Here is a 21,274-nt window from a genome sequence, read left to right as displayed (position 1 = left end):
TATCCTCCTTGTTGCACAGCCGGAGCAGAAAAATATGGCGCGTGTCATTTCGGTCGAGGCCGAGCGCTTTCCGATAGCCGGGACCTTTACCATTTCGCGCGGCTCGAAGACCGAAGCGGAGGTGATTTCCTGCGCCATCACCGAAAACGGCCGCACAGGACGCGGCGAATGCGTCCCTTACAAGCGCTATGGCGAAACCATGGAGGGTGTGCGCGACGCGATCGAGGCGATGCGCAGCGAGATCGCGCGCGGCATCAGCCGCATCGCCCTGCTCGATGCCATGCCTGCCGGCGCGGCACGCAGTGCCATCGACTGCGCGCTCTGGGACCTGGAAGCGAAGATCAGCGGAACACCCGTGGCGCATACGATACGAACCGTTCCGTTACGACCGCTTGAGACGGCGTATACATTGTCGCTCGCCGAGCCGGAGGCGATGGCGGCGCAGGCCCGCGCTAACGCCCAGCGCCCGCTACTCAAGGTCAAGATCGGCGGCGACAACGACATCGCGCGCATCCGTGCAGTGACGGCGGCAGCACCCGACAGCCGAATCATTCTCGACGCCAATGAGGGCTGGAATGACGACAATATCGTCGCAAACCTCGCCTTTACCGCCGAGCACGGTATCGCCTTGATCGAACAGCCGCTGCCGGCGGGACATGACGGTATTCTTCGCCACATCGCGCATCCGGTACCGATCTGTGCCGACGAAAGCGTGCACGAGGCGAAGGACCTTGAAGCGCTTGTCGGCCTTTACGACGCCGTCAACATCAAGCTCGACAAATCGGGTGGCCTGACCGCTGCACTCGTGCTTCGCGACCGCGCCCGCGAACTGGGTCTTGGTGTCATGGTCGGCTGTATGGTCGGCACATCGCTTGCGATGGCGCCGGCCGTGCTGTTGGCGCAGGATGCCGATTTCGTCGATCTCGACGGTCCGCTGCTGCTGGCCCGCGACCGCGTTCCCGGTCTCGTCTACCAAGGTTCGCTGGTGTCACCGCCCGAGCGGGCGCTGTGGGGCTGAACGCGCGGCAAGCCCGATCAGAGCCAGGCCCGTCAGGGCGATCGGGATCATCGCAAAGAAGCCATTCGCGCCGAAGCGGTCGTAAAGAGGACCGGAAATCAGCGTCGCCGCCGCCATGAAGAAGCCATTGGAGAAGTAGGCGATGCCTTGCGCCGCCCCGGTACGTTCTTCCGCGACCGTCTCACCGATCATCTTTTGCAGGCCGATCAGCACCAGCGCCACCGAAACCGCGTGCAGCGTCTGGATCGCGAAAAACCCGCCAACGCCAAGCCCAAGCGGCCAGATCAGCGGAAAGGCGAACCAGCGCACGATCGCGCCAATCCCGGCAATCAGCATGATCGAGACGACCGAGAAGGAGGCGAAAGCGCGGGTGAAAACGACGAACATGCATATCTCGGCGACGACGCCCCACCCCCACAGAAGCCCGACAACCGAATCGCTGATGCCGATCGACTTCCAGTAGATCGACACGAAACCGTAGAGAAATGCGTGGCTGGCGGTGATGACGCCGACGCCTGTCGAAAAATAGAGGAAGTACCGGTTGAGGAGTTTCGGTGCCGATTGCTGGATATCGGCGGCCGAAAGCGGCGAGGCGCGGCGTGGACGGCCGAGGCGCGGCGCAATCAGTCCGGCGGCTAGCGCGGCAAACAGCGCCGCGAAGATGATCACCGGGACAGCCTGGGCACCGCTCGCCGACAGGATAAAACCGCCGGCGAGATTGGCGCAGAGATAGGAGATCGAGCCCCATTTGCGCATGCTTGCGTAATTCGAGCCGAAGCGGCGAACACCTGAAAGGGCGAGCGAATCGGCAATCGGCGAATGCGGCGTCCAGACGACCGTCAGGGCCAACGACACGGCAAGTACCGTTGCGTAGGTCGGCGGCAGGAGGTAGCCGGCGGACAGGATCAGCGATGCGGCGACCAGCGCAACATAGACATTGGCGCGGTCGCTCGCTTTGTCTGCCAGCGCAGTAAGAAATGGCGTCGTCGCCACGCGCAGGAACATCGGCGCGGCGAGGATCACGGCTATCTGTTCGGCATGGAACCCTTTCGCCTGCAGCCACAGCGGGAAATACGGCACATGCGTCCCGAGCGGAACGAAGAGCGTAAAGAAGATCAAGCTCATGCGCAGTTCGAAATGGCGTGGCTTGACGAGCTGTTCGGGCGAAAGCGGCGGCAGCGAGGACATTGACAGGCGATCCGTCGGCACGGCATTCAGCCGGGTCGGCCCGCCACACCTGCCGCTGCTTAACACGGCGAAAAAGTCGATGAAACCGCTGGACTAACCGATTGAAGCGAGATGCGGCCGGATTTGGTCAAGCCGCCTGGACTGCCCTGCCCTTGATGTCGATCGGCACGAGCACCTCGCTGCCGACCGGAGTCTCCGGCAGGACATGCGCCCAGTGCAGGATCTCCATCCGGCCGTCAAAATGCTCGACCACCGCCGTGCAGCTCTCCACCCAATCGCCGGTGTTGATGTATTGCACGTCCTCATAGCTTTCGATCGCGGCATGGTGGATGTGCCCGCAGATCACGCCGTCGACATGCGAGCGGCGCGCCTCCTCGGTCAGCACGGTCTGGAACGAGCCGATGAAATTCACCGCCTTCTTGACCTTGACCTTGGCCCAGGACGAGAACGACCAGTAAGGCAGGCCGAGCACCTGGCGCAGGCGCGTGATGACGCGGTTGACCAGCATCGCCGCGTCATAGGCGTAGTCGCCGAGATAGGCCAGCCAGCGCGCATTATGGACGACGGTGTCGAACTGGTCGCCATGGATGACAAGAAGGCGTTTGCCATCGGCCGTCTCGTGGATGGCGCGATCGGCGACGACAATGCCGCCGAAATGCACGCCCTGGAACTGGCGCGCGAACTCGTCGTGATTGCCGGCGATGTAGGTGATGCTGGCGCCCTTGCGCGCCTTGCGCAGCAATTTCTGGACGACGTCATTGTGGCTCTGCGGCCAATGCCAGCTTCGTCTCAAGCGCCAGCCGTCGACGATGTCGCCGACGAGATAGATGATATCGGCATCGTGATGGCGCAGGAAATCGATCAGGAACTCGGCCTTCGCCGCCTTCGATCCGAGATGGACGTCGGAGATGAACATGCTGCGGAAAGTGCGGGGCTCTGCGCCGGACATCATTTGTCACCGTTGCTTTCGCGTGAGGCTATGCCCCGATTCATGCAACAACCGTATGACGGTTGCGATTGGTCCAGCCATCCGGATAGGTTGCCGCGGCAATCGGAGGAGAAAATCACCATGGATCTCGGCATTCGCGGCAAGAAGGCCATCGTCTGCGCTTCCAGCAAAGGCTTGGGACGCGGCTGCGCCATGGCACTGGCAGAGGCAGGTTGCGATCTGGTGGTCAATGGCCGCAACGCCGACGTGCTGGCCAAAACTGCCGCTGAACTGCGCGAGAAATTCGGCGTCAAGGTGACCGAAATCGTCGGCGACGTATCCAAGCCCGATGTCCAGAAGGCGCTGCTTGCCGCCTGCCCCGATCCCGACATCCTCGTCAACAACAATGGCGGTCCGCCGTTTCGCGATTTCCGCGCGCTCGACCGCGAAAAGATCCTCGAAGGCGTCACCCAGAACATGGTGACCCCTGTCGAACTGGTTCAGGCCGTGATCGACGGCATGGCGGCGCGCGGCTTCGGCCGCATCGTCAACATCACCTCGCTGTCGGTCTACGTGCCTATCCCCGGCCTCGACCTGTCGTCCGGCGCCCGTGCCGGCCTCACTTCGTTCCTGGCCGGCGTCGCACGGACAGTGATCGACCGCAACGTGACTATCAATAACATGCTGCCGGGCAAACTCGACACCGATCGGCTGCGCGGCCCGCACGAGGCCGGCACGCCCGAAGATCCGGCCGCCGCCGCCGCGCGCAAGGCGCAAGCAGCGGCCAGTGTTCCGGCCAAGCGACTCGGCACGCCGGAGGAATTCGGCCAGATCTGCGCCTTCCTGTGCTCGGTCCATGCCGGCTACCTGACCGGGCAGAACATACCGGTGGACGGCGGCCTCTATGTCAGCGCGTTCTAGTGGCAGGATCCAACGTTTGGCACCCGCTGGGAACGGGGGAAACGACCCTAAGCGAAAGCTCGTTCGCCCTCAGTCGAATTCACGCCTATGACCCAAAGCGGACATCCCGCGCAGCCGCGCCGGACTTTGAAAGCTCGGCGACATCGGTCTATTGATGAGGTTTTCGCAAACCTTTGCAGCGCGGTGCGACTAGCCCGTCGCGGGAGTGGATCATGTTGAAAGCTACCGAAGAGGAAATCGAGGAAGTCCAGGAATACTTTGAATGGCGGGCCCCCGACCTCGAAGTGACTTTCATGCAGAAGGTCTACTCGGAGGCCGTTCTCAACACCCGCAACGCCGTGTGGGACATCCACACCAATAAGGATCGCTGGTGGGTCATCACGGGCGGCACAAACCTCTACTCTCAGGAGCAATTCCCTAATTTGGACCTTGCTCTTACCTTCCATATTGGCCTGATGCTCCGCATCCCGCGTACGGAAAAACAACGGGAAGGCGATCTGCGCGTCCTTCCGTTCGGTCCTGTCTTCGAGAAGATGGAGGAAGCTGGCACCGCCGTGACACAGGCGCAAAACCTCTCGGACTATCAGGCCGTCGGCGTTCGCTGCCGCGAAGCGCTACTCGAGCTGATCGGCGTCGCGCAGGACGCGGCAATGTGGACAAACACACCGCCACAGCGTGCGAACTTCCGCGCGTGGACGGAGATCATCTGCAACGATCTTCTGCCGGGCGACACCAACAAAGAGCGTCGCGGGGCCCTCAAGGGTGCGCTTGAGTCCGCATGGACGTTTTCAACTGGCTGACGCATTCAAAGTCGGCCACATGGATTGATGCCGAGATGGCGCAATCGTTGATCCAACACGCCATCGGCATGGCGACATCATTGATCATTCGCGAGTTGCGCGGGGTACCTCGCGAGTGCCCGGACTGCGGCTCGCCGCATCTCCAACCCGAACATAGCGAAAATACTGACGTACCCGGTGTACTCTGGGAACGACCGCGCTGCGCCGACTGCGGATGGGCCGGCAGGCCCGTTCCAATCCTCGACCTCGAGGATGGACAGTCCATCATCACACGCAAAGGCGAAGAAACCGACGAGTGCAGCATAATGACAGTACCGCTACGCACGATCCTGAAGCCGGGAAATCCCACGATCGAGCCGCTGGAGAACGCAGAAACCGGGCCCCCGGAGCACGTCGTCTATTTTGCCTATGGGTCCAATATGTCGACCGCCCGGCTGCGCGAACGCATGCCGAGCTGCAAACCACGCGGCATCGCTACCTTGCCGGGTCATGCGCTCCGTTTTCATAAGCGTAGCACGGACAAATCCGGGAAGTGCAACGCATTTGCCAGTGACAACGATAGTAGCGTGATCGGGGTCCTTTTCAGCTTCGATCCTGCCGAGCGTGCCAAGCTGGATAGGGCCGAAGGCGTCGGCAGCGGCTACGAGCACGCGACGGTCACGGTCATTAACAACAAAGGTCGCAGACGAAAGGTTCTTACCTATCTCGCCACTCCCGACTACATCGACGACGGCCTCAAACCCTATGGCTGGTACAAGGACTTTGTGCTTGCAGGTGGCAGGGAACACGGCCTGCCGCCGGAGTATATTGCCGAATACATTCAGTCGGTTGAGGCGATCGACGATCCCAACAGGACACGGGACAAGAAGCAGCGCTCCACGCTCGGAAGTCCCGGGCAATGAGGCCACGTTGTCGGTGCGAGTTGCCGGTCCAGGCTACGGACCCGATGTCCGCTGTCGGCGCCATTTTCTCGTTCCCAATCAACGGGACGAATGACAGCATTCCACAGGCTGCACCCGTTGCAGACATTCAAACTGGGCGGCCGTAACTCGCCACAGCACCTCGCCTGTCGTCCCAACATTTCAATGGAAGACCGCACTAGGCAGGGCGGCGATGCGAAGCCGTAAGCTCGCGCTTGCGACATATCAGCTCTCGAAAAGCCTCGGCTGCATGCTAAGAGACTCAAAACACCAAACGGACTGAACTGAGGAGGCGGCCGTCATGACAGGCGAAAGCAAGAAGGCGGCCCGATCCGACCTCGACGAAGCAGCGCTCTACTTCCACAAGCACCCCCGTCCCGGAAAACTTGAAATCCAGGCGACGAAGCCGCTCGGCAACCAGCGCGACCTGGCGCTTGCCTATTCGCCGGGTGTCGCCGCCCCCTGCCTTGAAATCCGCGACGATCCGGCAACCGCTGCCGACTATACAGCCCGCGCCAATCTTGTTGGCGTCGTCACTAACGGTTCGGCGGTGCTCGGCCTCGGCAATATCGGTCCGCTCGCCTCCAAGCCGGTGATGGAGGGCAAAGCGGTGCTGTTCAAGAAATTCGCCGGCATCGATGTCTTCGACATCGAGATCGATGCACCGGGCATCGAGCGCATGGTCGAGACGATCTCGGCGCTGGAACCAACCTTCGGCGGCATCAACCTGGAAGACATCAAGGCGCCCGAATGCTTCGAAGTCGAGGAACAGTTGAAAGCCCGCATGGGCATACCGGTCTTCCATGACGACCAGCACGGCACCGCCATCATCGTCGCCGCCGCTGTGCTCAATGGGCTGGAATTCGCCGGCAAGTCCATCGCCGACATCAAGATCGTCACGTCGGGCGCAGGTGCTGCGGCGCTTGCGTGCCTCAACCTTCTGGTCTCGCTCGGCGCGCGGGTCGAAAACATCTGGGTCACCGACCGGTTCGGGGTCGCCCATAAGGGCCGCGTCGAGGAGATGGACCGCTGGAAAGACCCCTATGTGAAGGACACCGAGGCGCGCACGCTGGCCGACGTTCTGCCCGGCGCCGACGTGTTTCTCGGCCTGTCTGCCGCCGGCGTGCTGAAGCCGGAATTGCTCCACCACATGGCGCCCAAGCCGCTGATCCTGGCGCTGGCCAATCCCAATCCCGAGATCATGCCGGAAGCGGCGCGGGCAGCGCGGCCCGACGCGATGATCTGCACGGGCCGCTCCGATTTCCCCAACCAAGTCAACAACGTACTCTGTTTTCCTTACATCTTCCGTGGCGCGCTGGATTGCGGCGCAAGCGCCATCAACGAAGAGATGAAAATGGCTGCCGTGCGAGCGATTGCAGCGCTTGCCCGCGAAGAGCCGTCCGACGTTGCCGCGCGTGCCTATTCCAGCGAGACGCCGATCTTTGGTCCGGAGTTCCTGATCCCCTCGCCTTTCGATCCGCGGCTGATCCTGCGCATTGCCCCTGCCGTCGCTAAGGCAGCCTGCGAGACCGGCGTCGCGACCCGGCCGATCACCGATTTCGCCGCCTATATCGACAAGCTGAACCGCTTCGTCTTCCGCTCCGGCCTGGTCATGAAGCCGGTATTCTCGATGGCCAAGACGTCGAGCTCCAAGCGCGTCATTTATGCCGACGGCGAGGACGAGCGCGTGCTTCGCGCCGCGCAGGTCGTGCTCGAGGAAGGCATTGCCGAACCGATCCTGATTGGCCGCCCGCATGTCATCGAGGTGCGGCTGAAGCGCTACGGGCTGCGCATCAAGCCGGGCGTCGATTTCGGCCTGATCAACCCGGAAGACGATCCGCGTTACCGCCACTATGTCGACCTTTTGATCGAGCTTGCCGGCCGGCGTGGGGTGACGACGGAAGCCGCGCGCACTATGGTGCGCACCGACAATACGGTGATCGCCGCCCTTGCCCTGAAGCGCGGCGACGCCGACGCCATGGTCTGCGGGCTCGAAGGCCGTTTCGAGCGCCATTTGCGCAACGTCACGCTGATCATCGGGCCACGCGCCGGCATTAGGGATCGCGACCTGTCGACGCTTTCCATGCTGATCTCGCAGCGCGGCATCATTTTCCTCACCGATACCCATGTCTCCGTCGACCCGACCGCCGAAGAAATTGCGGAAATGACCGTTTTGGCGGCCGAGGAAATTCAGCGTTTCGGCATCGAGCCCAAGGCAGCGCTACTGTCGCATTCTGATTTCGGCTCCCGCGATTCGCCAAGCGCCATGAAGATGCGGCAGGCAGCGGCAATCCTGGCGCGCATCGCGCCCGACCTGCAATGCGACGGCGAGATGCATGCCGACTCGGCACTATCGGAGCAGCTGCGCCAACGCGTCTATCCGCATTCGCGGCTGAAGGGCGAAGCCAATCTGCTGGTGTTTCCCAATCTCGATTCGGCGAACATCACGCTGACGGCACTGCGCACGATGATGGACGCGCTGCATGTCGGCCCGATCCTGCTCGGCACCGACAGCCCGGCGCACATATTGACGCCGTCGGTCACCTCGCGCGGCGTCGTCAACATGACGGCACTGGCAGTGGTCGAAGCCGCGCATAAGGCGCAAGCCATCGTCGATCTGGGGTAGCCGCGGGCTTTCTCAGATTGGCCTGAACCGGAAATGCCCTGTCTGCCTGAAGGCAAACAAAGTGTCCTCTTCCCTGGCGCCGCCGCCGATATTGTGAATGACCAGTCTTCTTGTCGGTACCAAAGTGGAGCGATTGGACGACACGATGGCAATATGCGACAGATTGCCGGGCAGCATCTGGGCGATGAGATCCCCTGGCCGATAGTCGGCCGGATCTTGGCTGACGGGCAAGGCAGCACCGCGCCGCTCGAAATAGACCGCAAGGTTGGGCACACGGCGGTGGTCGATGTTGCGGTCGGGCGCCTTCAAGCCCCAAGCCTTCGGATAGGCGGCAAAATTGGCCCGCATATCCTCATGCACCAATTCTTGCAGGTCGAGATCGAAGGCGCGGCGATAGGCACGGATCACGACATCCGTGCACACACCCCGCTCGGGCTCAACGTCCCCCCGGATAGGCCAGGCGTGTATAGGTCGGATCGTAGAGTATGGTGACGCCGATCTGCTCACGGGCAGCTTCGACCAATTTGGTACCCCAATCCGGCGTGATGGGCTTTTCCTGCGCCATGGCATCCGGCATCGCCAGGCACAAAAGACCAAACTGCACTGCGGCTCGACGGGTAATCGCGGTCATGCCAAGCCTCCGGGCATTCTGGATCCGGGCATTCTTCTGGGCGAATACGCCTTTTTCGTGCATCGCCAGGATGTCTCGGTCGTGGCTCTGTCCGAGTATGTCGTGCGGCGTGGTCGATATGACAGCGCTGGTCGTGGTCGAAGCCGCGCACCGGCGCAAGCCATCCGATTTGGGATGAAGCCGGAATCGGCGGTATGCTAAACAAACGGTTAACCGCAAGCGCGGTAGCTTTCTGAACGACAGGCAGGCGGAGTTTCGGAGGGATGACGGGCGCATGTTGGAAGCTGACGCGTGCCGCCGCGCTGCTCGGTGCCCTGCTACTGTGCGACATTGCCGTCACTCAGGCGCAGGCCGCTCCGCGCCTCTGCCGCCAGCTTGAAGCCGATCTTGCCGCCGCTTCTCGCGGTGGCGGCGGCAAACCGGCCTTGCTCAGGAAATATGACGACGCAATCGTCCGGCAGCGCCAGCAGATTTCAAAGGCCGTCAGCCAGGCCAGCAGCGCCGGCTGCGGCTTTTCGCTGTCTCGCCGCAACGCCAACGCATGCGCGGCACTCGACGCCACCATCGATCGCATGGCAGCCAATCTCGACGCCCTGCAGGCCAAGCGCGCCGACCTTGCCGGCGGTGGTTCGCGACGCGATCGCGCGCGCATATTGACGTTGCTTGACGCCAATGGCTGCCGCGATGATGCGGCAGCGCGGACGCCCGCGCCGGTCCGCGAAGCCAGCCGTGAAAACGGCAAGCGAAACCTGCTCGACCAGCTTTTGGGCAGTGACGCAACTGAACCCGGTGCGCCCGACCAGCCTGAAGGGCCCAGCCAGGCCGAAGAGCTAAGCCAGCCGGGCAACATCCGCACCATGCTCAACAACGCCGACATGGGCCAGCCCCAAGGCGAATTCCGCACCATGTGCGTGCGGACCTGCGACGGTTATTTCTTTCCGATGTCGAATGCCGCCTCACTGGGCGATTTCGAGCGCGACCAGAAGAATTGCGAATCGAGCTGCCCCGGCACAGAAATGCAGGTTTTCTACACGCGCGGCATGAATGGCGATTCGGCGTCCATGACGTCTTCGGTGACCGGCAGGCCTTATATCGAACTGCCGACGGCCTACCTCTACAAGCAGTCCGACATGCCGCGGCCGCCGACCTGCGGCTGCAATGCCGCGCAGAATTTCGAGATCATCGCCGGCAACCCGCCAACCCGGGCACAATCTGAGGCGAATGTAGAGAGTACCCCGTTCATTCCGCTGCCGGTTGCTAGGCCTGATCCGGGCGCCGACCCGGAGTCCTTGGCCAATGCGCAAGACGGTCTCGACCGTGAGGCGATCAGACGCCTTGCCGTCAAGCCCGTGCCTTCGCCGACGTCCCTGCCCCCGCCAGAACAGCGCAAGGTCAGGGTCGTCGGGCCAACGTTCCTTCCCGACCCAGCAGCGGCAACAGATCTGCAAGCTCCGGACCCGAAGGCTGTCCCGTAAGCGCCAGCCTGAGCGGCATGAACAGCGCCTTGCCCTTACGGCCGCTCGCCTCTCGGATCTTGCCGGTCCAGTCTTTCCAGACGGTGCCGTTCCAAGGCTCCTCCGGCAGCAGTTCGAACGCCTGGCGAAGAAAGTCGCGGTCATCGTCGGAAAACTCCGCCGGCTCCTCTGGACCGTCTCGAAGCGTACGCCACCAGATCGCCGCATCGGCCAGCCTGTCGAGATTGCCGCGCACGGCCAGCCAGAAAGGCTCGGCCTGTTCGCCGGAGATGCCGAGCACGATCAGCCGGTCGCGCGCCTCGGAAAACGGCATGTGATGCAGCAGCGTGCGGTTGAGCACGAAGAGCTCGTCCGGGTCGAATTTGGCGGCGGATTTCGATGTTGCAGCCGGATCGAAGCGCTCGGCTAGCTCGGCCATCGTTGGCACCGCCACGACGTTTTCCGACGTGCCGACGAGCACCGCCAGCGAAGCGATCGCCATCGGCTCGATGCCGCTCTCACGCAGGCTCTGGATGGACAGCGCGCCGGTGCGCTTCGAAAGTCCCTCGCCTGATGCCGTTGTCAGGAGATTGTGGTGGCCGAACACCGGCGGCTCCGCGCCAAGTGCTCGGAACAGGGCTATCTGGACGCCGGTATTGGTGACGTGGTCGTCGCCGCGGATGACATGGCTGACGCCCATGTCGATGTCGTCGACAACCGAAGGCAATGTATAGAGGTAGGTGCCGTCCTCACGCCGCAGAACCGGGTCTGAAAGCGAGGCGAGGTCGACGGTCTCTTCGCCGCGCACCAGGTCGTTCCAGTGGATTTCGGTGCGCTCCGGCTGCAGCGGATCGCTGCTGAAGTTGGGCAGCAGAAAGCGCCAGTGCGGCCGCCGGCCATCGGCCTCATATTCCGCCACCTGCTCGGGTGCCAGCGTCAGCGCCTCGCGGCCATAGACTGGCGGCAGGCCACGCGTGCGGCGCACCTTGCGCCTCAGGTCGAGCTCTTCAGGCGTCTCATAGCAGGCATAGACGAGGCGCGCCTCCTTCAGCTTCTGCAGTGCGGCATCATAGATTTCGACCCGCCGCGACTGATACTCCGTGGCGTCGGGGAAGATGCCTAGCCAATGCAGGTCATAAAGGATGGCGTCGGAAAATTCCTGCGTCGAACGGGCAACGTCGGTGTCGTCGAAGCGCTGGATGAAGCGGCCCTTGTTCTTGATGGCGAACAGCCAGTTGAACAGAGCGGTGCGCGCATTGCCGATATGGATGCGGCCGGTCGGTGACGGGGCGAAACGGACGGTAACTGTCATGAGCGGGGCGTACCGGATGGTTTTGCTGTTGACAAGACGCGCCCCCGCGCTCGGCGGCAGACATAGAACATGACGAAGGCGAAGAAAAGACTGCAGCGCCACGCGTCCATCAGGACGCGCGGCGCCGCAACCGTCAGATCACCATGCCTTTGGTCAGTTCAAGCGCCTGGCGTTCGAACAGCCGGCGGTAGATGCCGCCTTGCAGCCGGATCAGTTGGTCATGCGAGCCCTCTTCGACGATGCGGCCGCGATCGAACACCAAAAGCCTGTCCAGCGCCCGCACCGTCGACAGCCGGTGGGCAATGACCAGCGTCGTGCGGCCGACCATCAACCGCTCCATCGCCTGCTGGATCAGCACCTCCGATTCCGAATCGAGGCTCGACGTTGCCTCGTCCAGGATGAGAATGCGCGCATCGGCAAGAAAGGCGCGTGCGATTGCAACGCGCTGACGCTCACCACCCGATAGCTTTACGCCACGCTCGCCGACCAGCGTGCCATAGCCTTTCGGCAAATTGGCGATGAAGTCATGCGCGCTGGCCAATCGCGCCGCGTGCTCGATCTCGGCCCGCGTGGCGGCCGGCCGGGCATAGGCGATGTTTTCGGCCAGCGACCGGTGAAACAGGATCGGCTCCTGCTGGACAATCGCGATCTGTGCGCGCAGCGACGCCTGCGCGACACCGGCAATGTCCTGGCCGTCGATCAGGATATTTCCCGCGGTCACGTCATAGAGGCGCTGGATCAGCTTGACGAATGTCGTTTTGCCGGAGCCCGAATGGCCAACCAGCCCAACCCGTTCGCCCGGCGCGATGTCCACCGAAAAGTCGCGATAGAGCGGCAGGCGGTGGCTGCCATAATGGAACGTGACATTGTCGAAGGTGATACGGCCATCGGTGATCCGGATCGGTTTGGCGCCGGGCCGATCCTCGATGCCGAGTGGTTCGGACTGGAAGTCGACCAGTTCCTCCATGTCGTTGATCGAGCGCTGCAGATTGCGGATATGCGTGCCGATGTCGCGCAAATAGCCTTGCAGCACGAAGAATGAGGTCAGCACGAAGGCGACGTCGCCGGCGCTCGCCTGCCCCCACGACCACAACAGCAGGGAGAACCCGATGACCGCTGCCCTCAAAAGCAGCAGCATCGTCCCTTGCGTGGTGCCGTTGACAGTGCCGCGCATCCAGGTGCGGCGCGTGCGGCCGCGCCATTTGGCGACGACCTCGGCAAGCCGCGTCTCCTCGCGTTCCTCGGCGCCAAAACCCTTGACCACGGCGTTGCAGCTCACCGCGTCGGCCAGCGAGCCGCCGAGCCGTGTATCCCACGCATTGGCAAGCCTTGCCGCGGGCGCGACATAGCCAAGCGACAGCATCGTCGTCACCGCGATGAACAGAACCGAACCGGTGGCGACGACAGCACCCATCAGCGGCCAGAACCAGCCAAGCAGCAGCGTCGAGCCGACGAGCATGACGACCGATGGCAGCAGCGCGATCAGGATCGTGTCGTTGAGCAGGTCGAGCGCCCACATGCCGCGCGTTATCTTGCGCACCGTCGATCCGGCGAAGCTGTTGGCGTGCCAGTCGGTGGAGAAGCGCTGGACGCGGTGGAAGGCGTCGGCGGCGATATCCGCCATCATCTTCAACGTCAGCTCGACAATGGCCATGAAGGCGAGATTGCGCAGCACGACACCGGTGAGCGCCAGGGCCACCAGCATCGAAAAGGCCGCTGTCGCCGCGTTCCACGCAACATCGTCGGCCGCAGCACTGCTGGCGACGGCATCCACCAGCCGGCCGGAATAGAGCGGCGTCAGCACGTCGGCCAGGGTCGAGAGCAGGAACGTGCCCATAATGCCGGCAAGCCGCCACGGCTGACGCCGCCAATGGCTGAGCGTGAAGCCAAGAACGCTGCGAAAGGCGCCCGCGCGCAAATCTATTCGAAAACGAGTCATGATGTCATTCGGGCGCAAACGAGCCCGATCCCACGAAAGTAGAAATTGAAATACCGCGTCGGCGCCGTCAGGCGCCCGGAGATGCGGAGGTTTGGCGTATTTGGCGGCCCTGTAGAGGGGCGGCGACCGGCAGCGGCGAAATACCTGCCTCGGTTCAGCCTTGCCGCGAGGCTATCTCGCGGCGCACTGAAGACCTAGGCTTCGCGGCCTCGCATAACGATGTCAAATCCTGGCATTCGGTTCCTCCTGAAGGGGAATCGCGGAGAGGTGTTTATAGAGACGCCTCAACGCCGCGCCAAGTCACTAGATAGCCCAAAGCGCATCTGGTCCAAGCAGTGAGACGATTTTGCAACAATCGCGGGTTGTGCGCCCTCATCGGTCGAAGCGCATATAGCGGCCGTCGGTGGAAGGCCTGAAGCCGAGCTTCTCGTAAACCGCATGGGCGTCGTTGGTCGACAGGCTCCAATGCGTGACCGTCTTGACGTCCGGGTGGTCGATAAGCGCCTGGACAAGCCGGGTTCCTATGCCTTGTCCGCGATACCCCGGCCAGACAATTATGTCGGCGAGATAGGCAAATACCGTACGGTCGGTGATCGCCCGGCCGAAGCCGACCTGATTGCCGCCGACATAGGCGCCGACGCACAGTGAGTTGGCGAAGGCGCGGTGGTGCTGCTCGTCGCTGCGGCCACTGCCCCAATAGCTCTCCTTCAAAATGTCGGACGTCGCCCGGAAATCGATCCGCGACAGGTCGAAGCTGATTTCAAGGTTGGCCATGGCTAAACCGTTATGCAGCCAATCGCCTACCCGCCATCCCTGAACCGGTTGGTAATGGGATAGCGGCGGTCGCGGCCAAAGTTCTTCCTGGTGATCTTCACGCCGGGCGCCGCCTGCCGGCGCTTGTATTCGGCGACGTAAAGCAGGTGCTCGACGCGCGTCACCGTCGCCCGGTCATGGCCGCGCGCGACGATGTCGTCGACACCCATCTCGTTTTCGATCAGGCACTCCAATATGTCGTCGAGCACCGGATAGGGCGGCAGCGAATCCTGGTCCGTCTGGTTCTCTCGCAGTTCCGCCGAGGGCGCCTTGTCGATGATGTTGGTCGGGATCACCTCGCCGGACGGACCGAGCGCACCCGGCGGCACATGCGCGTTGCGCCAGCGCGACAGCGCATAGACCTGCATCTTGTAGAGGTCCTTGATCGGATTGAAGCCGCCATTCATGTCGCCATAGAGCGTCGCGTAGCCGACCGACATCTCGCTTTTGTTGCCGGTGGTGACCACCATCGAGCCGAACTTGTTGGAAATCGCCATCAGGATGGTGCCGCGGGCCCGGCTCTGCAGGTTTTCCTCGGTGATGCCTTCCTTCGTGCCCTCGAAAAGCTGTGTCAACGTGTGCAGGAAACCCTCGACCGGCTCGAAGATCGGCACGATGTCGTAGCGGCAGCCGAGCGCGCGGGCGCAGTCCTCGGCATCCTTGAGCGAGTCCTTCGAAGTGTAGCGGTAAGGCATCATCACGGCGCGCAGCCGTTCCTCGCCGAGCGCATCGACGGCAAGTGCCGCGCAGATCGCCGAATCGATGCCGCCGGAGAGGCCGAGCACGACATTCTTGAAGCCGTTCTTGTTGACGTAATCGCGCAGGCCCAACATGCAGGCGCGGTAGTCGGCCTCCTCCTTCTCCGGGATTTTCGACATCGGTCCGTCAGAGCAGACCCAGATGTCATTCTTTCGCTTCCAGGTGGTGACGTTGACCGTCTCCTCGAACTGGCTCATCTGGAAGGCCAGCGTCTTGTCAGAACCTATGGCAAACGATGCGCCATCGAAAACCAGCTCGTCCTGGCCGCCAAGCTGGTTGGCATAGATAATCGGCAGTCCGCATTCGATGACCTGGCGGATGACGATCTGGTGGCGGACGTCGACCTTGCCGCGGTAATAGGGCGAGCCGTTCGGGACCAGCAGGATTTCCGCGCCGCTTTCGGCCAGCGTCTCGCAGACGGCAACCTCGCCCCAGATATCTTCGCAGATCGGCACTCCCACGCGCACGCCGCGGAAATTGACCGGCCCCTGGATCTCGGGGCCGGCCTGGAAGACGCGCTTCTCGTCGAACTCACCGTAATTCGGCAGATCAAGCTTGTAGCGTTCGGCAAGGATCTTGCCGCCATCGGCAAAGATGATCGAATTGTGCGTGCCGGTCTTGCGCTTCAACGGCGTGCCGATGACGAAACCCGGGCCGCCGTCGGCGGTATCGCCGGCGAAATCCTCCGCCGCCCGCTCGCAGGCCTTCAGGAAGGCGGGCTTCAGCACCAGATCCTCAGGCGGATAGCCGGCAAGGAAAAGCTCGGTAAACAGCACGAGGTCGGCGCCTTGGCGGGCGGCATCCGCCCTCGCCTCGCGTGCCTTGGCAAGATTGCCGGCGACGTCGCCGACCGTCGGATTGAGCTGGGCGACGGCGATGCGCAATATGTCTGGAGCGGTCTTTTCTGTCATGCCCGTGGGTTTAGCGCGGCAAAATTCGTCGAGCAATGGCGTTCGTTTGGACCAAACAGGCGATCCTATTCGCCCATATATTCGCGCAAGGCTTCCGGCGGATGGTTCTCGCCGATCGACATTGCCAGAATGCGCGAAATGTGCCGGCGCGGCAGCCCGGTTTCCGCCGCCCAGGCGTTTATCTGCACTTGGATCTTGCCCAAATCCTTCTTCGATGTCGGGCTCTGCGCGAGGTCGAGCCCGGCGTCGCGCAGCGCTGCCGCCATGTCGGCCGAGACGATGAAGGCGTCCCACTCCAGCCAGCGCAGAAAATACTGGCCGGTATTGCCGCCGAGCCGGCTGCCATGCTTGCCGAGATAGGCCATCAATCCGACCTGGTCATCCGCCGGCCAATTGCCCAGGAACTTGCCGAAGCTGCCATGCTCCTTCGACACGCGCTCGACGAAGGCTGCGTTGTCACGTACGGATTTGATCTTCTGCGGATTGCGGACGATGCGCTTGTCGGCTGTGAGATCGTGCCAGAAATCGTCAGGCTGGAACAGCAGCCGCTTCGGCTCGAAGCCAAGAAATGCTTCCTCGAAACCCGGCCATTTCTGCTCGATGACGCGCCAGACAAAGCCGGCGGCAAAAACCCGCTCGGCCATGGTCGACAGGATCCGGTCGTCCGCAATCTTTGCCACCGCGGCATTGTCGGGCATAGGACCCAGCAGCGACGTCAGCGCTGCCTCACCGCCTTTGCGCTTCGCTGCACGGGCGCGAATTTTCTGAAAATCCACCATTGTTTCCTGACCCCATCGCGTCAATCTACCACTTCCCGTATGAACCGGCAGCTTCTACCTCATCGCTGACGACGGAGGCGACGATGAACAAAACGATCGAGGACCTGGCAAGCCGCTGGCTGAAGCGAAAGCCGGACGGCCTCAGCGCGCTCGAAAGCCGGGTACTGCAATCTACGCTCGAGCGCACCACGATCTCCAAGGACACCAACAAGGCCGTCGCCTTTCACCAGACGTTTGGAGATCGCCTGGCCGACACCATCGCCCGGATCGGCGGCTCGTGGTCCTTCATCCTGGCATTCATTGGCTTCCTGATCCTGTGGACGGCAGGCAATGTCTGGCTCTTGTCGCGCGCCGCCTTCGATCCCTATCCCTTCATCTTCCTCAATCTCGTGCTTTCCATGGTTGCCGCCCTGCAGGCGCCAGTGATCATGATGGCGCAGAACCGCCAGACGGAGCGCGATCGAATCGACGCCGCCCACGACTATGAGGTTAATCTCAAGGCCGAGATCGAGATCATGGCGTTACACGAAAAGCTCGACGAACTGCGCCACAGCCAGATCATCGGCATGCGAGACGAGATCGCCCGGCTGGCCGAGCAGGTGAAGCGCATCGACGACATTCTGTCGAAGCAGCGAACGTCTTCATGACGGAAGTCATCCATCGTCTCATTGAGCAATATGGATTGGTCGCGGTTTTTCTGGGCTGCGTCGCCGAGGGCGAAAGCGCCGCAATTCTTGGCGGTTTTTTTGCGCATCAGCATGTCTTCGTCCCGTGGCAGGCGTTTCTCGCAGCCGCGCTCGGCGCCTTCGGTGGCGACACGTTGTTCTTCATCTTGGGACGGAGCTTCGCCGACCATAAATTCGTGATCAGGCTCCGAGCCCGGCCGGGCTTCAGCCACGCCTACCGCCTTGTCACCTCTCATCCCAACATTTTCGTGCTGTCGAACCGTTACATCTATGGCCTGCGACTGGTCGGCGGAATCGCGGCCGGGCTGTCGGGCATCGCCGCGGCGCGCTTCATCATCCTCAACGCCATCTCGTCGGTAGTCTGGGCGGCACTGTTCTGCACTGTCGGTTATGTCTTCGGGCTGGGCGCGGAGCACATCGTCGGCCAGGCGCTGGCCCGCCACGAGCGGTTGCTGATCGCTCTGGCAATCGGCCTCGTTGTGGCTATCCTCGGCTGGCTGGCGTCGCACTTCCTCGCCAAGAAGGAGCTTCGCAAGGGAAGCTGATCGTCAATCTATGCCGAGCGCACGGTCACCCTTTTCCAGGATCAGCGGGATGATCAGGTCTTCCTCGTCGGCAAGATGCCTGGTCAGCATGGCGATCAGCCGGCTGTTCTCGTCGGCATAGGCATCGGCGGCGAAACGCTGTTTGTCTTCGCTCTCCTGAAGCGTGCGGATGAAGGCATTTGCCGCCTCGGCATTGCGCTCCAGTCCCTCATGGATTGTGTGGTGATCGGCATCGAGAATCTCGAAGCCGCGCTTCAGACGGGTCTCGGCCCTGGCGAAGACCGGGAAATAATGATGGTCCTCGACATTGTGATGGCCGTCGAGATTGCCGAGGAAATGGTTGAGGCGCGGCGCGAACCAGCGCGCGAATTCCGGCGCGTTCAGCCTACCTTCTCGATAATCGCCGATACCATTGGTGAGCATGCCGCCAAGCTCGCGGAACATATCGTGCCGCTGCAGCCACATATTGGCCACGCCGTGGATGTTGGCATGCGCCTGCCAGATCTCGCGCGGATATTTTTCGGCCAGCCAGCGCAGATCGTCCGGCAGGCCCTCACGTTCGAGCAGCAGAAATCCGGCGGTATCGGTCATGTCGGTTCCCTCAATTGACCGGCATGTAGTGTTTGAAACGTCAGATCGGTACCCCGAGGATCCGCTCGACGATGGCGACGCCCCAGACGCCTGCAGCGATTACCACCGAAATAAGCACCGCCAGCGAACCGCAATCCTTGGCCAGTTGGATATCGATGTTGAATTCGCGGCTGAACGCGTCGCATGCCGCCTCGATGCCGGTGTTCAACACCTCGATCATGATCATGAGCAGCACCGCGCCGATCAGCAACGCATAGCCGCGCCACGATTCCGAAAGGAACCAGCCGAGCGGCAAGGCAAGCACGAGCAGTGTCAGCTCCAGCTGGAAGGCCTCCTCGCTGGCCGCCAGTTTGCGAAACGCCCGCACCGAATTGTAAAAAGCGTCGATCAGCCGCTGCATGCCAAAACCCTTCGGAATCACCGGCAGGGGATTAGCGCAATGGCTGGACCAAGGGAATAAGGCGACCCCTTCAAAAATCAGTCGCCTGCCACCTTGATCGACGGTGTCGACTTCTCGAACTGCGGCAGCCCATCATCGATGGCGTAATAATCGCCCTTGTCGCCGACGAAGATATGGCATTCTCCTTGAAGCCCGGTTGGCGCGTCGAACAGCCCTGCCATGACCGAAACATAGCCGTCATCGCTCGGCTTCCAGAACAGCAGAGAGCCGCATGTCTTGCAGAAGCCGCGCCTGGCGAACGAAGAGGCCTCGTACCAGGTGATGCTCTCCGCGCCGGTGATTGTGATGTCGCGGTCGGCAACGTTGGCCGCCGCATAAAAATGCCCGCTCTGCTTCCGGCACTGCGAGCAATGGCAGTAGACGACACCGCGTAGCGGTCCTCGTGTCTGGAACCGCACTGCCCCGCACAAGCATGATCCGCTGTGACTATCAGCCATGTCGGCCTCCCGATGCAATTGCCATCGCCTGGCAGGATTCCAGTTTTGCGCGCGTTAGGCACGAGCAAACGCGACACCGGCGGGATTGAATAGAAAAAGCGCCGGTTTTCGCCCGGCGCTTCTTCAATGACATCACAGTTCAGATCGTATCAGCCATTGACGGCCTGCTTGTGCTGCACCGGATGGGTCTTCTTGAGCAGATCGGAGACCAGGAACGCCAACTCGATCGCCTGGTCGGCGTTGAGGCGCGGATCGCAATGGGTGTGGTAGCGATCCTGCAGCTCTTCGGCGGTGATGGCGCGGGCGCCACCGGTGCATTCCGTGACGTTCTTGCCGGTCATCTCGACATGGATGCCGCCCGGATGCGTGCCTTCGGCGCGATGCACCTCGAAGAAGGTCTGCACCTCCTTCAGGATGCGGTCGAACGGCCGTGTCTTGTAGCCGGCGGCCTCGATGGTGTTGCCATGCATCGGGTCGGACGACCACACCACGCTGCGGCCTTCCTTCTGCACCGCGCGCACCAGCTTCGGCAGGTGGTCAGCAACCTTGTCGGAACCGAAGCGCGCGATCAGCGTCAGCCGTCCCGGCTCGTTCTCCGGATTGAGCAGGTCGATGAGCTGCAAGAGGCCATCCGGCGTCAGCGACGGACCGCATTTCAGCCCCAGCGGGTTCTTGATGCCGCGGCAATATTCGACATGCGCATGGTCGGGTTGGCGCGTGCGATCACCGATCCAGATCATGTGGCCAGAGGTGGCGTACCAGTCGCCCGAAGTCGAATCGACGCGAGTCAGCGCCTCTTCATAACCGAGCAGCAGCGCCTCATGACTGGTATAGAAGTCGGTCTCGCGCAGCGCGTAATTAGTCTCCGAGGTGATGCCGACGGCCTTCATGAAGTCCATCGTCTCGGTGATGCGGTTGGCGAGCGACTCGTATTTCTCGCCCTGCGGGCTGTCGGAGACGAAGCCGAGCATCCATTGATGCACGTTCTCCAGGCTGGCGTAGCCGCCTTGGGCGAAGGCACGCAACAGGTTGAGCGTGGCCGCCGACTGGCGGTACGCCATCTCCTGCCGCGCAGGATCGGGAATGCGCGACTTGGCGTCGAACTCGATGCCGTTAATGATGTCGCCGCGATAGCTCGGCAGCGTCACGCCGCCCTTCGTCTCATTGTCGGACGAGCGCGGCTTGGCGAACTGGCCGGCGACACGGCCGACCTTCACCACCGGCTGGGCGCCGGCGAAGGTCAGCACCACCGACATCTGCAAGAAGACGCGGAAGAAGTCGCGGATATTGTCGGCGCCATGCTCGGCGAAGCTCTCGGCGCAATCGCCGCCCTGCAGAAGGAATGCGTCACCGGCAGCGACGGCTGCAAGCTGCTTCTTCAGCTTGCGTGCCTCACCTGCAAAAACCAGCGGCGGAAACGTGGCAAGCTGGGCTTCCGTGTTCCTCAGCGCGGCAAGATCCGGATAGGCAGGAACCTGCTGGATCGGCTTAGCTCTCCACGAATTCGGCGACCATTTCGTCATCGAAGCACCTAACGCTCTTTCACACGGACGCCA

The 21,274-nt window shown here is 62.3% G+C and carries 21 protein-coding genes; 8 read left to right on the top strand and 13 right to left on the bottom strand.

The annotated features are described in order from the left end of the window. Positions 1-34 precede the first annotated feature (34 nt). On the top strand, positions 35-1,018 hold the full coding sequence (gene dgcA / locus NKK47_RS02395; RefSeq protein ID WP_352574964.1) for an N-acetyl-D-Glu racemase DgcA: 984 nt from the start codon (positions 35-37) through the stop codon (positions 1,016-1,018). Here the strand turns inward: dgcA and NKK47_RS02390 are convergent. Beyond that, positions 989-2,206 carry an MFS transporter gene (locus NKK47_RS02390; protein WP_352502483.1) on the bottom strand — a complete coding sequence of 406 codons (1,218 nt, stop codon included), beginning with the start codon at positions 2,204-2,206 and terminating at the stop codon, positions 989-991. The genes dgcA and NKK47_RS02390 overlap by 30 nt on opposite strands. A 127-nt stretch (positions 2,207-2,333) precedes the next feature. Then, positions 2,334-3,155 (bottom strand): UDP-2,3-diacylglucosamine diphosphatase, encoded by an 822-nt coding sequence (locus NKK47_RS02385; RefSeq protein ID WP_023720072.1) that lies wholly within the window; start codon positions 3,153-3,155, stop codon positions 2,334-2,336. A gap of 120 nt (positions 3,156-3,275) precedes the next feature. On the opposite strand from NKK47_RS02385, the gene NKK47_RS02380 reads away from it, so the two are divergent. From NKK47_RS02380 to NKK47_RS02365, 4 genes are all read left to right on the top strand, one after another. Then, positions 3,276-4,055, top strand: a complete 780-nt coding sequence (locus NKK47_RS02380; RefSeq protein ID WP_352574962.1) for an SDR family oxidoreductase — start codon at positions 3,276-3,278, stop codon at positions 4,053-4,055. Positions 4,056-4,267: 212 nt separating this feature from the next. Further along, a complete protein-coding gene (locus NKK47_RS02375) occupies positions 4,268-4,855 on the top strand; it encodes a hypothetical protein (RefSeq protein ID WP_352574960.1) in 588 nt (195 codons plus the stop codon). Next, positions 4,834-5,757: a gamma-glutamylcyclotransferase gene (locus tag NKK47_RS02370; protein ID WP_352574958.1), complete on the top strand. Its 924-nt coding sequence runs from the start codon at positions 4,834-4,836 to the stop codon at positions 5,755-5,757. Before NKK47_RS02375 ends, NKK47_RS02370 begins: the two co-directional genes overlap by 22 nt. A 319-nt stretch (positions 5,758-6,076) precedes the next feature. After that, entirely contained in the window at positions 6,077-8,401 is a 2,325-nt protein-coding gene (locus NKK47_RS02365; RefSeq protein ID WP_352574956.1) for an NADP-dependent malic enzyme, read from the top strand. Positions 8,402-8,413: 12 nt separating this feature from the next. Here NKK47_RS02365 and NKK47_RS02360 read toward each other — a convergent pair whose 3' ends face one another. Together NKK47_RS02360 and NKK47_RS02355 are read right to left on the bottom strand one after the other, a co-directional pair. Continuing rightward, the gene (locus tag NKK47_RS02360; RefSeq protein ID WP_352455671.1) at positions 8,414-8,824 is read right to left on the bottom strand and encodes a DUF1287 domain-containing protein; all 411 of its coding nucleotides are present in this window, start codon (positions 8,822-8,824) and stop codon (positions 8,414-8,416) included. Between the two features lie 13 nt (positions 8,825-8,837). After that, positions 8,838-9,032 carry a hypothetical protein gene (locus NKK47_RS02355; RefSeq protein ID WP_352455670.1) on the bottom strand — a complete coding sequence of 65 codons (195 nt, stop codon included), beginning with the start codon at positions 9,030-9,032 and terminating at the stop codon, positions 8,838-8,840. 263 nt (positions 9,033-9,295) lie between these two features. Between NKK47_RS02355 and NKK47_RS02350 the strand changes: the two genes are divergently transcribed. After that, the gene (locus NKK47_RS02350) at positions 9,296-10,507 is read left to right on the top strand and encodes a DUF2865 domain-containing protein (RefSeq protein WP_352455669.1); all 1,212 of its coding nucleotides are present in this window, start codon (positions 9,296-9,298) and stop codon (positions 10,505-10,507) included. Here NKK47_RS02350 and gltX read toward each other — a convergent pair. The 5 genes from gltX to NKK47_RS02325 all read right to left on the bottom strand — a co-directional run bounded on the left by gltX (position 10,425) and on the right by NKK47_RS02325 (position 16,999). Then, complete coding sequence (gltX, locus tag NKK47_RS02345; RefSeq protein WP_352455668.1) at positions 10,425-11,798, bottom strand: glutamate--tRNA ligase; 1,374 nt, start codon at positions 11,796-11,798, stop codon at positions 10,425-10,427. The genes NKK47_RS02350 and gltX overlap by 83 nt on opposite strands. A gap of 133 nt (positions 11,799-11,931) precedes the next feature. Continuing rightward, a complete protein-coding gene (locus NKK47_RS02340; RefSeq protein ID WP_352455667.1) occupies positions 11,932-13,737 on the bottom strand; it encodes an ABC transporter ATP-binding protein in 1,806 nt (601 codons plus the stop codon). A 372-nt stretch (positions 13,738-14,109) separates the two neighbouring features. Then, positions 14,110-14,511, bottom strand: coding sequence for a GNAT family N-acetyltransferase (locus tag NKK47_RS02335; protein WP_352455666.1), 402 nt, complete (start codon positions 14,509-14,511; stop codon positions 14,110-14,112). 26 nt (positions 14,512-14,537) lie between these two features. Beyond that, the gene (locus NKK47_RS02330; protein WP_352455665.1) at positions 14,538-16,220 is read right to left on the bottom strand and encodes an NAD+ synthase; all 1,683 of its coding nucleotides are present in this window, start codon (positions 16,218-16,220) and stop codon (positions 14,538-14,540) included. A gap of 65 nt (positions 16,221-16,285) precedes the next feature. Further along, positions 16,286-16,999, bottom strand: coding sequence for a DNA-3-methyladenine glycosylase I (locus NKK47_RS02325; protein WP_352455664.1), 714 nt, complete (start codon positions 16,997-16,999; stop codon positions 16,286-16,288). Between the two features lie 83 nt (positions 17,000-17,082). On the opposite strand from NKK47_RS02325, the gene NKK47_RS02320 reads away from it, so the two are divergent. Then, positions 17,083-17,646, top strand: a complete 564-nt coding sequence (locus NKK47_RS02320) for a DUF1003 domain-containing protein (protein WP_023680015.1) — start codon at positions 17,083-17,085, stop codon at positions 17,644-17,646. Then, complete coding sequence (locus NKK47_RS02315; RefSeq protein WP_352574954.1) at positions 17,643-18,230, top strand: DedA family protein; 588 nt, start codon at positions 17,643-17,645, stop codon at positions 18,228-18,230. Before NKK47_RS02320 ends, NKK47_RS02315 begins: the two co-directional genes overlap by 4 nt. Positions 18,231-18,233: 3 nt before the next feature. On the opposite strand, the gene NKK47_RS02310 is transcribed toward NKK47_RS02315, so the two are convergent. The 4 genes from NKK47_RS02310 to NKK47_RS02295 form a co-directional block, all read right to left on the bottom strand. Beyond that, positions 18,234-18,821: a hemerythrin domain-containing protein gene (locus tag NKK47_RS02310; protein ID WP_352574952.1), complete on the bottom strand. Its 588-nt coding sequence runs from the start codon at positions 18,819-18,821 to the stop codon at positions 18,234-18,236. Between the two features lie 40 nt (positions 18,822-18,861). Then, positions 18,862-19,221, bottom strand: coding sequence for a diacylglycerol kinase (locus tag NKK47_RS02305; RefSeq protein ID WP_254820160.1), 360 nt, complete (start codon positions 19,219-19,221; stop codon positions 18,862-18,864). Between the two features lie 77 nt (positions 19,222-19,298). Beyond that, positions 19,299-19,718 (bottom strand): GFA family protein, encoded by a 420-nt coding sequence (locus tag NKK47_RS02300; RefSeq protein WP_352574951.1) that lies wholly within the window; start codon positions 19,716-19,718, stop codon positions 19,299-19,301. Between the two features lie 149 nt (positions 19,719-19,867). After that, positions 19,868-21,241: a class II 3-deoxy-7-phosphoheptulonate synthase gene (locus NKK47_RS02295; protein ID WP_352448710.1), complete on the bottom strand. Its 1,374-nt coding sequence runs from the start codon at positions 21,239-21,241 to the stop codon at positions 19,868-19,870. Between the last annotated feature and the right edge of the window lie 33 nt (positions 21,242-21,274).

It is taken from the genome of Mesorhizobium sp. M0019 (assembly GCF_040323975.1).
Classification (GTDB): Bacteria; Pseudomonadota; Alphaproteobacteria; order Rhizobiales; family Rhizobiaceae; genus Mesorhizobium.
Note: the sequence above shows the minus strand (reverse complement) of the source record. Positions and strands in the feature narration are given on the sequence as shown.

What these genes read in the sequence shown, in the direction of transcription:
- NKK47_RS02300 (WP_352574951.1), bottom strand. Translation starts at nt 19,718, where the DNA reads ATGGCTGATAGTCACAGCGGATCATGCTTGTGCGGGGCAGTGCGGTTC.
- NKK47_RS02380 (WP_352574962.1), top strand. Translation starts at nt 3,276, where the DNA reads ATGGATCTCGGCATTCGCGGCAAGAAGGCCATCGTCTGCGCTTCCAGC.
- NKK47_RS02370 (WP_352574958.1), top strand. Translation starts at nt 4,834, where the DNA reads ATGGACGTTTTCAACTGGCTGACGCATTCAAAGTCGGCCACATGGATT.
- NKK47_RS02385 (WP_023720072.1), bottom strand. Translation starts at nt 3,155, where the DNA reads ATGTCCGGCGCAGAGCCCCGCACTTTCCGCAGCATGTTCATCTCCGAC.
- NKK47_RS02365 (WP_352574956.1), top strand. Translation starts at nt 6,077, where the DNA reads ATGACAGGCGAAAGCAAGAAGGCGGCCCGATCCGACCTCGACGAAGCA.
- NKK47_RS02315 (WP_352574954.1), top strand. Translation starts at nt 17,643, where the DNA reads ATGACGGAAGTCATCCATCGTCTCATTGAGCAATATGGATTGGTCGCG.
- NKK47_RS02295 (WP_352448710.1), bottom strand. Translation starts at nt 21,241, where the DNA reads ATGACGAAATGGTCGCCGAATTCGTGGAGAGCTAAGCCGATCCAGCAG.
- dgcA (WP_352574964.1), top strand. Translation starts at nt 35, where the DNA reads ATGGCGCGTGTCATTTCGGTCGAGGCCGAGCGCTTTCCGATAGCCGGG.
- NKK47_RS02310 (WP_352574952.1), bottom strand. Translation starts at nt 18,821, where the DNA reads ATGACCGATACCGCCGGATTTCTGCTGCTCGAACGTGAGGGCCTGCCG.
- NKK47_RS02305 (WP_254820160.1), bottom strand. Translation starts at nt 19,221, where the DNA reads ATGCAGCGGCTGATCGACGCTTTTTACAATTCGGTGCGGGCGTTTCGC.
- NKK47_RS02335 (WP_352455666.1), bottom strand. Translation starts at nt 14,511, where the DNA reads ATGGCCAACCTTGAAATCAGCTTCGACCTGTCGCGGATCGATTTCCGG.
- NKK47_RS02355 (WP_352455670.1), bottom strand. Translation starts at nt 9,032, where the DNA reads ATGACCGCGATTACCCGTCGAGCCGCAGTGCAGTTTGGTCTTTTGTGC.
- NKK47_RS02320 (WP_023680015.1), top strand. Translation starts at nt 17,083, where the DNA reads ATGAACAAAACGATCGAGGACCTGGCAAGCCGCTGGCTGAAGCGAAAG.
- NKK47_RS02350 (WP_352455669.1), top strand. Translation starts at nt 9,296, where the DNA reads ATGACGGGCGCATGTTGGAAGCTGACGCGTGCCGCCGCGCTGCTCGGT.
- gltX (WP_352455668.1), bottom strand. Translation starts at nt 11,798, where the DNA reads ATGACAGTTACCGTCCGTTTCGCCCCGTCACCGACCGGCCGCATCCAT.
- NKK47_RS02340 (WP_352455667.1), bottom strand. Translation starts at nt 13,737, where the DNA reads ATGACTCGTTTTCGAATAGATTTGCGCGCGGGCGCCTTTCGCAGCGTT.
- NKK47_RS02330 (WP_352455665.1), bottom strand. Translation starts at nt 16,220, where the DNA reads ATGACAGAAAAGACCGCTCCAGACATATTGCGCATCGCCGTCGCCCAG.
- NKK47_RS02390 (WP_352502483.1), bottom strand. Translation starts at nt 2,206, where the DNA reads ATGTCCTCGCTGCCGCCGCTTTCGCCCGAACAGCTCGTCAAGCCACGC.
- NKK47_RS02325 (WP_352455664.1), bottom strand. Translation starts at nt 16,999, where the DNA reads ATGGTGGATTTTCAGAAAATTCGCGCCCGTGCAGCGAAGCGCAAAGGC.
- NKK47_RS02375 (WP_352574960.1), top strand. Translation starts at nt 4,268, where the DNA reads ATGTTGAAAGCTACCGAAGAGGAAATCGAGGAAGTCCAGGAATACTTT.